The organism is Ensifer sp. ENS06 (assembly GCF_014852205.1).
Lineage (GTDB): Bacteria > Pseudomonadota > Alphaproteobacteria > Rhizobiales > Rhizobiaceae > Ensifer > Ensifer adhaerens.
In genome coordinates, this window is record NZ_JACVBC010000004.1 from 156622 (window position 1) to 169368 (window position 12747).

The 12747-nt window shown below is 56.6% G+C and carries 11 protein-coding genes and 3 pseudogenes; 7 read left to right on the forward strand and 7 right to left on the reverse strand.

Going from position 1 to position 12747, the window contains the following annotated elements; all coding sequences use genetic code 11:
* Positions 1-70: 70 nt before the first annotated feature.
* Positions 71-271, reverse strand: a complete 201-nt coding sequence (locus tag IB279_RS17565; protein WP_192339425.1) for a helix-turn-helix transcriptional regulator — start codon at positions 269-271, stop codon at positions 71-73.
* A 162-nt stretch (positions 272-433) separates the two neighbouring features.
* Here IB279_RS17565 and IB279_RS17570 point away from each other — a divergent pair, with 162 nt between their 5' ends.
* Positions 434-1324 carry a LysR family transcriptional regulator gene (locus tag IB279_RS17570; protein WP_192339426.1) on the forward strand — a complete coding sequence of 297 codons (891 nt, stop codon included), beginning with the start codon at positions 434-436 and terminating at the stop codon, positions 1322-1324.
* Positions 1325-1373: 49 nt separating this feature from the next.
* Here the strand turns inward: IB279_RS17570 and IB279_RS17575 are convergent, their stop codons facing one another.
* From IB279_RS17575 to IB279_RS17585, 3 genes and pseudogenes are all read right to left on the reverse strand, one after another.
* Positions 1374-1697, reverse strand: coding sequence for a DNA-binding transcriptional regulator (locus IB279_RS17575; RefSeq protein WP_192339427.1), 324 nt, complete (start codon positions 1695-1697; stop codon positions 1374-1376).
* Positions 1687-2046 carry a type II toxin-antitoxin system RelE/ParE family toxin gene (locus IB279_RS17580; RefSeq protein ID WP_060586641.1) on the reverse strand — a complete coding sequence of 120 codons (360 nt, stop codon included), beginning with the start codon at positions 2044-2046 and terminating at the stop codon, positions 1687-1689. Before IB279_RS17580 ends, IB279_RS17575 begins: the two co-directional genes overlap by 11 nt.
* 57 nt (positions 2047-2103) lie before the next feature.
* Positions 2104-4456, reverse strand: a pseudogene (locus tag IB279_RS17585) (hypothetical protein).
* Between the two features lie 143 nt (positions 4457-4599).
* On the opposite strand from IB279_RS17585, the gene IB279_RS17590 reads away from it, so the two are divergent.
* Both IB279_RS17590 and IB279_RS17595 read left to right on the forward strand, forming a co-directional pair.
* Positions 4600-5511: an HNH endonuclease gene (locus IB279_RS17590; RefSeq protein ID WP_192339428.1), complete on the forward strand. Its 912-nt coding sequence runs from the start codon at positions 4600-4602 to the stop codon at positions 5509-5511.
* A 24-nt stretch (positions 5512-5535) separates the two neighbouring features.
* On the forward strand, positions 5536-6738 hold the full coding sequence (locus IB279_RS17595; protein ID WP_192339429.1) for a hypothetical protein: 1203 nt from the start codon (positions 5536-5538) through the stop codon (positions 6736-6738).
* A 125-nt stretch (positions 6739-6863) separates the two neighbouring features.
* Here IB279_RS17595 and IB279_RS17600 read toward each other — a convergent pair.
* Positions 6864-7956, reverse strand: a protein-coding gene (locus tag IB279_RS17600; RefSeq protein ID WP_375292951.1) for an IS3 family transposase whose coding sequence is annotated in 2 segments (ribosomal slippage) — positions 6864-7692 and positions 7691-7956 — 1095 coding nt in all. Because the reading frame shifts where the segments join, the coding sequence is not laid out codon by codon here.
* A gap of 71 nt (positions 7957-8027) precedes the next feature.
* On the opposite strand from IB279_RS17600, the pseudogene IB279_RS17605 reads away from it, so the two are divergent.
* From IB279_RS17605 to IB279_RS17620, 4 genes and pseudogenes are all read left to right on the forward strand, one after another.
* Positions 8028-8297, forward strand: a pseudogene (locus IB279_RS17605) (DUF1194 domain-containing protein); the annotation flags it as partial.
* A 491-nt stretch (positions 8298-8788) separates the two neighbouring features.
* The gene (locus IB279_RS17610) at positions 8789-9076 is read left to right on the forward strand and encodes a hypothetical protein (protein WP_192339432.1); all 288 of its coding nucleotides are present in this window, start codon (positions 8789-8791) and stop codon (positions 9074-9076) included.
* A gap of 17 nt (positions 9077-9093) precedes the next feature.
* Positions 9094-9963, forward strand: a complete 870-nt coding sequence (locus IB279_RS17615; RefSeq protein WP_192339433.1) for a hypothetical protein — start codon at positions 9094-9096, stop codon at positions 9961-9963.
* 11 nt (positions 9964-9974) lie between these two features.
* The gene (locus IB279_RS17620) at positions 9975-10214 is read left to right on the forward strand and encodes a hypothetical protein (protein ID WP_192339434.1); all 240 of its coding nucleotides are present in this window, start codon (positions 9975-9977) and stop codon (positions 10212-10214) included.
* A 147-nt stretch (positions 10215-10361) separates the two neighbouring features.
* On the opposite strand, the gene IB279_RS17625 is transcribed toward IB279_RS17620, so the two are convergent.
* Together IB279_RS17625 and IB279_RS17630 are read right to left on the reverse strand one after the other, a co-directional pair.
* Positions 10362-11363: an IS30 family transposase gene (locus IB279_RS17625; protein WP_192339435.1), complete on the reverse strand. Its 1002-nt coding sequence runs from the start codon at positions 11361-11363 to the stop codon at positions 10362-10364.
* Between the two features lie 104 nt (positions 11364-11467).
* Positions 11468-12551 (reverse strand): annotated as a pseudogene (locus IB279_RS17630) (IS1595 family transposase).
* Positions 12552-12747 lie beyond the last annotated feature (196 nt).

Below are 12747 nucleotides of genomic sequence, written 5' to 3' on the forward strand. Positions count from 1 at the left end.
TGTGCGTTTAAGATCGCATAATGTATCGATCGGAACGGCCCGCAGGTTATCGAGGGGGCTGGCGGAAAGGCTAATCCAATTCTGCTTTGCTCATGATTTCAAACGGGTCGGCGCCGATCGCGCGGCTGATCTTCACGAATTCGGCCGCATCCAACCGGCGTTCCCCAAGTTCAAACTTGGAAACGAACGTTTGCCGTTGGCCAATACGCTGCCCTAGTTCGACCTGAGTGATGTTCGCAGCTTTGCGAGCCTCTATGAGCCCGTCGATCATTCGACCGTAAACTATTGCGTGGAACGAAGACAAATTAGCGCGCCAGTTAGAGAAACTGACGCCTTCAATAAAACCGATTTTCGGATACCCCAAAATAGGGTATCAATGGTTGCGTAGGCGCGGCTCACTCGCGTCTGCGCGGGCCGAAATCGGAGCATGAACATGGAACTGCGCCAACTCTCATTCTTCGTAGCCGTCGCGGAGGAGCTGCATTTCAATCGGGCGGCGGCACGCATGTGCATCGCCCAGCCGGCCTTGAGTGCGCACATCCAGGCGTTGGAGAAGGAGCTCGGTGTCCGGCTGCTTGATCGGTCGACGCGTCGGGTCGAGCTGACGCGGGCAGGGGAGGTGTTCTACGATCGGGCCGTGCGGATCATCGGCGATGTCGGGCTGTCGATGGATGTGGCGCGGTCGGCTGCCGGCAAGGCCGCGCGGACGATCAAGATCGGGACCGTCTATCCCGCGACCATCGGCGTGCTGCCGGCGTTTCTATCGCGTATCGGCCGGAAGTTTCCTGATGTGGCGCTGCATGTGACGAGCGGCTCGACCAGCGACATCATCCGCGGCTTGGAAAACGGCCAGATCAATCTCGGCTTCATTCGTCCCGTCGAAAACATCGGTTCCTTGCGCTTCTTCTCGATCGCCCATGAGCGCTATCTGCTGGCAGTCGAGAAGACGAGTCCTCTGGCACTTCGAAGCGAGATCGACATCGAAGATCTGAGGAAAGAGAAGATAATCGCCTTTTCCCGTCAGAACCTTTCCTATTCAGAGCGCTATTTCTCCGAGATGTTCGAGACCCATGGGCTGACTGGCAACATCGCCTACAGCTGCGACGACACGTTCTCACTGGTGTCGCTGGTCTCCGCCGGCCTGGGCATCGGCTTTGCGCCGGAATGGACGAAGTATTTGCCCAACCGCAGTTTCGAGCTTCGGCCCGTGCGCGGCGTCGATCTGAAGATCGGGCTTGGAGTTGCCTGGAACAAGGAAGACCCAACGGCGTCGCGGGACGACATCATTGATATTGCCCGGTCGCTGGCGCGGCCGGGAAGGTGAGGTAAGCGCTCAATTGCGCCCTGCTGACGCCTTTCGCGGCAACGTGCTTCTAGGACAGCATCTCTAGACCGTGTTTCCGGACGATCGCGAGCAGCTTCAGTGCGGGGCCGCTCGGCCGCTTGGCGCCGGTTTCCCACTTTTGCACGGTCGACTCGCTGGTGTTCAGGTAGCGCGCGAAGACTGGCTGGCTGACATGGTTGTTCTCGCGCAGCGCCTTGATCTCACCCGGCGACAGCTCCTGCGGGATGGACAAGCAAGTCTCATCAAATGTCTTCATAGTTTCCTTGTCGATGGTGCCTGCCGCATACATATCTTCGACGGCGCTATGGATCGCCTCAAAGGCATCGCTCTTGAACTTGCGCTTAGTCGTCATTGCAAATCTCCAGTAGGGCGCCGGTCCCGATTTCCGTATCAAGCTCGGCCTGCGTCTTGCGCCGATAGAGTTCGGCGAGCTTCCGGAAAGCCATGAGCTCGTCGTCATCGATGTTTGCGCGGTCCTTCTTCGCAAACAGATAGGCGAACACCCAATATTCACCGGCTTTCGCCAGAACGATCGAACGATGCATGTTATCGTTGAGCCGCTTCTTGAACACGCCGCCACCGAGATCGTCAGCCTGTCCGCGTGCGACTTGCTCAATCGCCTTGCAAAGGGCTTTGTCGGAGATCCGCGCTTTCTTCGCTGCCTTGGAAAACCACGCCGTTTTGAAAGTCCGTTCTGACATCGCTTCATATAGCACTAGGTGCTACACCTATCAAGTTGTCGGGAAAGATTGCGGAGACTACGCTGCTTCCCATACCTGATTCAAAATCCTGGCAGCAAGCGCCGCCTTGTCCTGCGGCAAGAAGCGGCCGTAATGGTTCGCAACCATCTCCGGTGTGTCTTGGATGGCGTAGCTTGCCTGCTCGTAGGACCCGGTTTGCTTCAGGATATGCGTGGCAAGGACATCTCGGACGTTATGGGGACCATGCGGAAGCAAGCCCTTGATGGCGCCGCGACCGGTATATGGATTGTAGATCCCATAGCGTTGGATCGCCGTTCGCCAAGCCTCGTAAAAGGTCGTCTGGTCGTAAGACGCATCCTTGGTCTTGGTTTTGACCGTCTTCACGAACAGGGTGCCCGGGTCTTCGGCGCCAGCGAGCAGCACGGTGCGATGACGCTCGATATACGCGTTCAGATGGGGATAGAGATCCTGCAGGTTCGGAAGCACCAGACGGAACGGCTTCGAACCGAAGAATGAGGAGTTTGCATTTTTGAAGGCATTGGAAGGGATCAGAACTTCCCAACCGCCATCGCGGTCGCTCCAGCGGATCTCTCCACGCTTCATGTCTTCAAGACGGCGCTCCGACGTCGGGAAATGTCCTCGCGGGCAAACAAGCAGTTGCCTGAGGTTCTTCTGGCGCAGTCCGAGATGGAGGCCGAGGCGCAACATCAGGAAGGATCGAACCGCTTCGGCCGCTGACCGCGGGTAACGATCTTGATCCGGCATGCGTCTGATGATTTCGTCGGTGATCTTGCGATACTCGGCGAGCGGACTATCGGCCTCGAGCACGGACATGATCGGCTCGAAGGGATCGCGGTGAACGCCCGCGACTCGCTGAATCTCCCTCGAACGTTGCGACGCATGCTTGAAGACGATGTCGCACGACGCATGCCAGTCCTTCTGCGCCGCAGCGATCTCCGCAGTTGTCACGAGACCGGGGATTGGTTTGGTGTTCTGGACGAGTTCCGGATGCTGCCACATCCAACCCGTTTCGGGCCGAACCATGCCGAGAAGCACGCTCAGCATGTCTTCTTCCCATTTGGTGTAGAAGCCACGCCGCTTCTCGCGCCACTGCAGGTACCAATCCCATATCCCCGGGAAGACAAGCAGACCAAAGGTCAGCTGGCTGAGCGGCACACCATAGCCTTTGACCGCGCTCTTAGGTGAAGCTGCCAGGGCGCCGAACATGAGGCCCAGATGCTCAATCTTCTGTGCAGCCGTCTCCTCTCCCCAGACGCCATTGCGCTGGAACCCGAGCGTCGTCAGGGTCGCCGTCTTAAAGCGTACGAGGTTTGCCATCTCCATGGCGAGCCGGGGAGGGGCATCGACAACACCAGCAAGCAGGTCCGGATCGTCAATCGCCACGTGATCGGATTCTCTACTCCACTCCATGTTGTTCGATGCAAGTCGCGGAGAAAGCGAGCTTCCATAAGAGATGCCAGGAAAGCGAATGGCATATCGCTGCCGGATCGCGGCTGCCTGGAAGCGTCGATAGTCGGTCGTGCCGGAGATGATCACGCGGCGTACCCAATCGATGATCTCCTCGCGCTTGCTGAAGGGCAGGCTATTGAAGTCATCCGGCAGGTGCCAGGCGAGCCGCCGCCGCTCGGCAGGACTGACGTCACTCTCGAACTCATGTCCGGATACTGATCGTGACTGATGTGGCAGCCGTTCTTTGAAGTATCCGCTAGGGAGCCGATAACGTTCCTCAATGAGGGGCGAGGATCTCGAAACTGTCCGTCGACCTTGGGACGCGTGTGCCGTTCGTCCAACTGAGCAGTGTCTTATTATCGAAGGTCTCATGGTCGCCGGCGACTGCCCGGTGGAGATGCCAGTACGTGTCACCGTGTCGGCGCATCTGGTAGTTCAGCGCTTCTTGGAAATCTGACGGATTTTCAGTCCAATCGAAGAGAGGCGCCGGATGCTCCTCGATCGCCCTTGGTGGAACACCTGGCTTTGCCCTCGGCCGCGTCGACGGTGTTAGTCGTGCTGCGCTCGACGTATTGCTTTGCTTCACAATAGGTTCGCGGGTAGCGCGGCGGGGGCTCTCGATCGGCGGCGTGGGCGTCGGCCGGTCGTGCTCGACAGGTCGTTCCTGATCGATCCAGCGGATGATCGCTTCGAGCCCGGATTGCAGGCCCTTTTTGAGCGCGGGGGACATCTCATCTTCCAAGCCGCAGACGTCAGAAACGGATTGCCAATCGATCCGGCCCATCCGCGTCGGCGGATGTTTGCGGTAAAGGATCAAGCTGGAGAGATAGGGCTTGATGTTTTCTAGGGTCCGCCCGGAAACAAGTGGCGCGACGCGGGCATCGCAGAAGTCGGAAATCTTACGCTGAAAATGAAGTGATGAAGCAGATTGGGTTTTCATGAGATCCAGAATTCGTATCGCTGATCGGCACGGGTGCCGGGGCGTGGCCTGCTAAGGCCATGTGGTAAACGAACTCTAAATTCGACCCGGAGATGCGTGTGAAATCGTATCGGCAAACGCTCCGGCTGTGCTAAGCGTCAATCATGGGATTCGGGGTCTTCATTCATCGCTCAGATTCGATTTACGACGACAGCCCGGCAGATCAGTACCAGTTTCCAAGCCAATATCTTGGACGGGTGCGGGCCTGCCTTGGCGATTGGATCATCTACTATGAGCCGCGGAAGGTTGCGGCGACGCGGGGCTATTTCGCTGTCGCCAAGGTGGCCGAGATCATCCCAGATCCAAAGGCGCCGGGCATGTATCTCGCGCTCATCGAACCGGGTAGCTATCTCGACTTCATCAATCCGGTTCCTTTCAGCGGAACAGACGGTGTGGTTGAGCGGGGCGTTCTAAACGAAGAGGGCAAGATATCGGGCAGGGCACAGTCTGCGGTAAGGCCTATTTCGAACGCAGACTTCAACCGTATCGTCGGCAGTGGTCTTGACGAGCAAGAGCCAGAGTTGCCGCGGACCGGGGAATTGGACACTAGGATCTCGGTTGAAGGACTGGGGGAAGGCGTTCAAACGCCGTTTGTGTTCGAGCAAGAGCGCAACCGCGTCACACAGCTCTCGTCACGGATTGTTCGTGACCGGTTGTTCCGCCGCCTCGTCGTTCAGGCCTACGACAAGCGCTGTGCAATCACTGGCCTGAAGCTCATCAACGGCGGTGGGCGCGCCGAAGTCGATGCAGCGCACATACGGCCGGTTGAGGCGAAAGGGCCGGATATCCTGACCAATGGTATCGCTCTGTCCGGCACGGCGCACTGGATGTTCGATCGCGGCCTGATCAGCCTTTCCGATGACCTCGACATCTTGGTTTCCAGGCATGCCAACGACCCAGACAGCATTCTAGGACTGATCAACAAGACCGGGCGGGCGATCGTGCCGACGCGGGCATTTGAGAGGCCGCATCCACATTTCCTGCGCTGGCATCGCGAGAATTGTTTCAAGCAGTGACGAGCTAACGGAGAAACGCACAGAATGTCTCGATCGAATTTCAGCGAAAATACTAGGCTCATCTTGGCGCACCGCGCGGCTTTTCGGTGCTCTGCGCCGCATTGTGACCGGCTGACTGTCGGTCCGGGCCTGAAACCGGATCAAGTTGAGAAGACGGGGCAAGCGGCCCATATTTATAGTGCCTCTGAGCTTGGACCCCGCGGTCAGGGCGGCTTAGAGCCCGAGGAGCTCAAAGATGCAAGCAATGGCATCTGGATGTGCGGTCATCACTCTGATCTGATCGACAAGAATACCGGTGTTCGTTATCCCGCTACGGTTCTGAAGAGCTGGAAAGCGTTGCACGAGTTTCGTATCGCCTACGAGCACAGCGGTCGGACCAACGCGTTTGGGTTCATTCGCGAATTGCGGATCGAACGGTCGGCGCTGTTTGAGCCCGGTACGACCGTCGAACTCGGCAAGACAACTTTTCTAATTGGCGGTAATTCCGCGGGAAAGACAGCGCTTTGCCAGTGGTTCTCGGTAATCGATAGCCCACAGCATCTTTCGCGTTGGCTGGAGCCGACGGAGCTCGCATACACGATTGAGTTCGATGTGCTGAGTGAGCACAGGCTTGCGGTCCGCACAGGTGACGGCAAAGTGCAGATTAAATTGAACGAGACAGAGGTTGCCTTTAACCATCATCGCGTTGCAGTCGTCTTTGTAGAGGACAAGGGCGAGCGTAAGTATCGCGACGATCTTCAACTGTTCAGTGATGTCTTGAAACTGGATCCCGTAAGCGTTCGGTCCCTGGCCGGGTTAGTCACGGGGCTATCCTTTGTGGAGTCGGCCGAGTTTGTTCACGAAGAAAGTGATGAGGGCGAATGGCAAGATAACCTTTATTGCCGCATTCCCAATCGAGGCAGAATAAGGTATCGCGCGCTTTCAGGTGGTGAAAGAAGCCGAGTTCTGCTGGAATTCGCAATCAGCCAGGCCCGGAGTGTTTCTACGTTTGCTCCAGCGCTGCTCATTATGGAATGGAACGGCTTTGCGATTGACGAGGCTGGCTTCGAACACTACACCACCTATCTCTCGGGGCCGGATTGCCCTTTTCAAACTATTATCACGCGATACGAGACGACGCCATTGATCGAAGGCCTAGGTTGGCAGACATACCGTATCGCGCGCAAATACGGTGAGGTCGGAACGATCTTACCTGCAGTCGTGGGACAGAACACCGCGTTTCCTTGATCGGATCGATGCGCTTTTAACAGCTCAAAATCATCACCCGTGACTGCTTGCAACCTCTCACATTTCTTTGGTCGATTTGACCTGAGACCCATCTTCCCTCCAGTTTTCGGGAGAGTCTTTGGTTTTCAATCTGGCCTCATGCGGCCTGTTTTTCCAGAGCGATTTTCATTGCAGTCATTGGGCGTGATATTGCCCAGTGAGGAATGTGGTCGTTTTCGGTTGTAGTCCTCCTTCCATTCGGTGATGTCTGTCCGCGCTTGTGCCAGCGGTGAGAACAGGGTTTCGTTGAGGCATTCGTCGCGGAAGCTGCCGTTGAAGCTTTCCACGAAACCGTTTTGCATCGGTTTGCCTGGTGCGATGTAATGCCATTCGACGCGCGTGCCTTGGCACCACTTGAGAACGGCCATGCTCGTCATCTCCGTGCCGTTGTCGGAAACAATGATCCGTGGCTTTCCGCGCCGGGCGATGATGGCATCCAGTTCCCGTGCAAGCCGCAGCCCTGAGAGCGATGTGTCGGCGACCAGCGCCAGGCATTCGCGGGTGAAGTCGTCAACGACAGCCAGAACCCGAAAGCGACGACCATCCGTGAAAGGGTCGCTGACGAAGTCGAGGCTCCAGCGCTCATTGGCATGCGGCCGTCGCGTGCCCAAGGCACGCTTGCGACCACCACGTTTGCGCAGGATCAGCTTCTCTTCCCGATAGAGACGCCGGAGCTTCTTCAGGTTCATGACGATCCCCTGCCGATCCAGCATGACGTGAATGCGCCGATAACCGAAACGACGGCGCTCGGACACCACCATCTTCATAGCTTCACGGATATGACCGTCGTTGGGCCGGATGCTGCGGTACCGCACGCTCGACCGATCAATGGACAAAACCTCGCACGCCCGACGCTGGCTCACACCATGCTTCTCGCAGACATGAGCTACAGCATCCCGCTTCACATCGGGCGTCAAATTTTTTTGCGGCAACATCCTTCAAAATGGCATTATCCAGCATGGTCTCGGCCAACAGCTTCTTCAGGTTGGCGTTCTCATCTTCGAGAGCCTTCAGCTTGCGGGCGTCGGAAACCTCCATGCCGCCAAACTTCGCCTTGTATTTGTAGAAGGTCGCCTCGGATACACCGTGCTTGCGGCAGACATCGGCCGTCTTCAAGCCGATCTCCTGCTCCTTCAAAATCCCGATAATCTGTTCGTCCGTGAACCGTGAATGCTTCATGCCCGTCTCCTCGTTGTGACGGACTCTACCAAAAATTGGAGGAAGATCAGGGTCTCAGGTCATCCACCAATTCCACCGTTCCGCTCGACCAATATTACGCGGAGTGTGCCATCGGCGGCGGCGGCTCGTTCATTATCCCCGTGCGCAAGGCGCGCGACTTTGCGAGCGCAATCCGCCGGAAGCTGCTGCTCGAAGTGAGCGGGCTAACGCCTGGCTGGACTCCCCAGCCAGCCGCCGTGACACCTCCAGTCGATTGTTTGATCGGCGAGAAATATCCGGGCTTTCTTGAACCGGCATTCCGGAACCTGTTCATACAGCTCTTGCCGGTGTTGCTTAGGTAATTTATTTTCAGTGCTGGTCAGGCAAGCGTCCATGTTCAGCAGCCTAGATGGTTTCAAACGACCAATCTGCTGGCTCGTCAGAGCGCGATTTAGTCCTGGTGGGCGGCGGCGGTTCACCTCTACGGTCTTCCTTTGGCTCATCATGGACCCATTGACCTGCCACTCCGGTTTCATCAGGCTGCGATTGGAGCCTTGGCGGCTCTTGAACCCAGGTTTTTGGACGACCAGAGTTGGAGTTCCCCGCTTCATTCAGGTGCGGCTGGTTGCGCCTCGGAAATCATAAACGAGGTCATGGGGCCGAACCTTCTTTGCAGTCTCTAGACCATCCTCCGTCTTTCGCGCGCATTTGCAGGCGCTCGGAATGCTATCATGCAGGGTACGATCGTTTGTCGCGACAGCGCACTTTATGAAAACGGCTTGGGTCACAATTACACGCTTGACGGGAATTTAATTAAGCGTACTCTAAAGTAACGTTTGTCGGGGAGGCGAAAATGAGCAATGGCAAATACACGACACTAGTAGTAGGCGAAGAAAACCCACCCATCACAACTCTGGCGCTAGGAGAGGAAGATCCCCCTTTGACCACCCTTGCAAAAGGGGAAGAAGATCCGATCGACACTATGGGAGGTGGCCCGAGAACCATGGTAGTCGGAGAAGGAGATCCTCCAATTACGACACTTCCGCTGAGCGAGGAGACCAATGTGGTCACCACATTGGCTATCGGAGAAGAGGATCCAGACGTAACAACAAAGGCAGTTGGTGAAGAAGACAAGATGTAAGCAGTGGGAAGTTTACATTGCTGCTCGTTGCCGGTGGACAGCTCGACCAAAATATTGGTCGACTTTTGAAACGTATCCTAGAACGAGGGGTGCCGTATTTCGACATTCTGCTCGGTCCGGAGTTGATCCCACGTATCGTCATCGACCTCGATGACGAAGTGTTGGTGGTGAATGGAAGAGCCCTGAATCCATCTAGCTGTTTCATTCGCCATGATGTCTTCTTGCAGCAGGCCATCAAGAGCGCAGAAGCCCAGGCCGCTGCGCTGAACTGGTACTATGCCGTGCGAGGCTGGGCTCTCAGTCAAGATAAAATACGGGGCTTCAATCGGCGCTCGTATATGAGCGAAAATAGCAAGATTCAAAATCTATTATGCGCTCGAAAATTGGGACTCAAGATTCCGAGGACGATCGTCGCGAGCCGGCCCTTTGAAAACATTGCAACTCTGCCAGACTCTTGCGTTTGGATACAAAAGCCGGTTGCTGGCGGGTCCTACACTACCTTGCTCTCAGATTGTCATCCTCGAAACAAACTGGATGAGTTCCCGCGCTTCATCCAACACCGTCTCCTGCGGCCGGAAATGCGCGTTTATAACATCGCGGGAAAGCTATCGGCCTTTAGGCTGGAGAGCCCAGATGTAGACTACCGAATTTCGCATGACGTCAAAATTAGTGCTGTTGAAGTTCCAGACGAGATTAAATTGCCGCTCACAGCACTTTGCAATGAACTCGGAATAGATTTCAGTGCGTCCGATTTCATGCTTGATGATACCGGGGACTTCAATTTCTTAGAGATCAATACGCAGCCGATGTTCGCTGCGTTTGATCGTATCGTGGAGGGGCGGTTGTGTGACGACATTATAAACCACCTCGCGGATCAACAGAACTGACGGAGGAATGCATGGCAAATACGATGGTATATGTCGGCGTTGGAGCAACGTTGGAAGATGCAGTGAAGGCAGCTCACGATCAGATCCCCTTTCGTCCGGAGTCGGACTATACCGTTTCGCGCGTAATCGATTGGGGGATGCAGTTTGGGGGGTTCATCCCGGATAGGCTGATATACGTGAAAGTCGTTCAAGATGAGCACGCTCCATTCATGACGCCCGGTAAGCTGACCGAAGGTGAAGCGCTAACTTAGAGGTGTGTCTTGCAAAAATAATCGTTTTAAACGTAATGGCGAGTTGTACCTCTGTTCTGACGAGGCTTGCTTTTAGCTTGTTGCCCGTATGTTCACGTTCGGGAGATCCTAACTGAAGTGCAACACGCCGGTTTTCAGGGTAGGGGTTCAGCCTCCCTCTTGCAAATGTGCCCGGAACACTTCGGCGGGTGTTCTGTAGTCGAGGCACTTTCTCGGCTGGTCGTTGAGATGGCGAGCAAGCTGGATGAGCTTGCGTTGCGACACGCCTGCAAGGTCGGTATCGCCTGGCATGTATCGACGGATGCGCTTGTTGATGTTTTCCACGGCACCTTTCTGCCACGGCGCGCTGGGGTCACAGAACCAGCTCCGCGCGCCGATGCCATCTTCCAAAGCCCCGAAGCCGGCAAACTCCGTGCCGCGATCAAAGGTGAAGCTCTGCCGGGCAAAGGCCGGCAAGGGAGAGAACGTTTCGATGATGTTGTCCATGATCGGCCGCGAGTGGCGGCTCTGGTTCTTGATCATGACGGTGTAGCGGCTCTTGCGCTCGATCAGCGAGGTTACGTTGGCGTTGCCCAAATCACGTTGGAAGATCAACAAGTCGCCTTCCCAATGCCCAAACTGCGAACGATCACCAATGAAATCAGGACGTTGCGATATCCTGCAGTCAGCGGGAAAAGTGCCGTCGCGCGGCTTCCTCGAGCCGCGGGGGCGGCGTTTGCGGCGGCCTTCCGACAGATGCTGATAGAGCTCCAGCGCCTGATCGTCCTTGCCGTAGATGAAGCGATAGATCGTCTCGGTACAGACCCGCACGGCGCTCACGCCATCGGCGAGCAGACGACCGGCGATCTGTTGCGGGGACCAAAGCGCCTTCAGCTGCTCGATCACCAGTTCGCGCAATTGTGGGTGCCGCACAAGCTTCCTCAAACGCTGCCGCCGCTCTTTGCGGATATCGTCAGCAACGGTCGGGAAGTAACCGCTATAGTCGGGCAGCTCGCGATCGCGGAAGGTGTTGCGCCGGATCTCACGATAAATCGTCGATCGATGACGACCAAGTTCGCGTGCCATTTCTTTGATCGGCAGTTTTCGTTCGACAAAGTGGAAGAGGCGGCGTCGATCGGCCAGATTCAGCTGCGAATAGCGTCGGGACATGCCAAAATCTCCAAGGGGAAACCATTGAAATCATTGGCATGTCGCACTTCAAATTAGAATGTACCTTCTGTGCTCCGATAGTCGCATAATGTATCGGGCCCTTATCAACCAAAGACAGCAACGGCTGATTTGACGATGATCCCACCATCCGGACTTCTGCGTAGCTGACGGCCGGTGGCGGCGCGAAAGACTTGCAACAATTGTAGCGCCGGCGGCACCCGCGACCACAGGGTTTTGATGCGTTCCACGCCATTTCGGCTTTTTCGCACTGCCTGGCCCGTCACAATGCGCTGTGACCAGCGGAAGCCGATCTCGTGGAAATACAGATCGGCGTGCTGCGGGCTGATATGATGAAAGACACCGGGAATGGTGCGGCGGACGCGGGCATTGAAACCTTCGACCGAATCGACATGAACGGCGTCACGAACATAGTCGCGGCTGGAATGCTTCACAGTGTCATGCCTGGCATAGTTCTCGCCAAGGGCCATGAACGCTGTCGCCTCATCGCTCATCAAATAGGCGTCGGGGTCGATCTGCGCTTCGGCGGTGCGCGCCGCTGCACGGAGCGAAAGACCCGTCACCACCGCAGCACGCGCGTCACCGGCCGGAGTGCCGGGTGTGACGTCATCTGGTCGCTGCACGATCACCATGACCGGCGTCTTCTGGGTGTTCGGCAGTCCTTTTCGGCCTCGGCCAGGCGGTGGATCGTCCGGATTTATTCTTGCTCGCCCACCGAGATAAAAATGGTCGATCTCCACCGTGCCATCGAGCATGTGTTCGCGCGCCGCCATGAGACGCAGCGCGTGTCCCATCCGCCAGGCCGTCGGTTGGCTCACCCCCAGAGCCTCGGCCAGGCGCACCGAGGACAAACCTTTATCCGACTGCAGCATCAGCCACATGCCCTTCTCAGAGGAAGCTTTGTGGAATGCATCGGCGTGTGGGTCGTCACCGTAAACTGGAAGCGACAATCGCCGCTGGAGCATTGATAGAGACCCGGGCGCGCACGCGGCCTGCCCATATCGCGCCTGGCGATTGCGATCGAGCGCTTGTAACCACAGGCATGGCAAACTCTCCCGGCCGGCCACACCATGCTTTCCAGCAATCGCCGACACTACTCCTCATTTCGAAGGCCACGACCATATCTTCCGCGGTCCGAATGTTGGTAAGCGCTGCAAGCATCCCCGACATTCTCATCTCCTTCGGATCACCCCCGAAGAATCGCACGGCAGCCCTTGAGCATCAAGCTTCTTGCTGTCTTTGGTTGATAAAGGCCATGTATCGTCGGGAATTCTTGAGGCAGACCGTGCCGACTCTGCGGGCGTTTGCCTATCAGGAGAGTGGGTCGTTGCAAGTGGCTTGAGGCTCAGCGAGGGAGGCAGTTGCA

Excerpts from the sequence above, each read along its gene's own strand:
- IB279_RS17575 (WP_192339427.1), bottom strand. The coding sequence starts at position 1,697 with ATGACGACTAAGCGCAAGTTCAAGAGCGATGCCTTTGAGGCGATCCAT.
- IB279_RS17565 (WP_192339425.1), bottom strand. The coding sequence starts at position 271 with ATGATCGACGGGCTCATAGAGGCTCGCAAAGCTGCGAACATCACTCAG.
- IB279_RS17595 (WP_192339429.1), top strand. The coding sequence starts at position 5,536 with ATGTCTCGATCGAATTTCAGCGAAAATACTAGGCTCATCTTGGCGCAC.
- IB279_RS17610 (WP_192339432.1), top strand. The coding sequence starts at position 8,789 with ATGAGCAATGGCAAATACACGACACTAGTAGTAGGCGAAGAAAACCCA.
- IB279_RS17620 (WP_192339434.1), top strand. The coding sequence starts at position 9,975 with ATGGCAAATACGATGGTATATGTCGGCGTTGGAGCAACGTTGGAAGAT.
- IB279_RS17580 (WP_060586641.1), bottom strand. The coding sequence starts at position 2,046 with ATGTCAGAACGGACTTTCAAAACGGCGTGGTTTTCCAAGGCAGCGAAG.
- IB279_RS17625 (WP_192339435.1), bottom strand. The coding sequence starts at position 11,363 with ATGTCCCGACGCTATTCGCAGCTGAATCTGGCCGATCGACGCCGCCTC.
- IB279_RS17590 (WP_192339428.1), top strand. The coding sequence starts at position 4,600 with ATGGGATTCGGGGTCTTCATTCATCGCTCAGATTCGATTTACGACGAC.
- IB279_RS17570 (WP_192339426.1), top strand. The coding sequence starts at position 434 with ATGGAACTGCGCCAACTCTCATTCTTCGTAGCCGTCGCGGAGGAGCTG.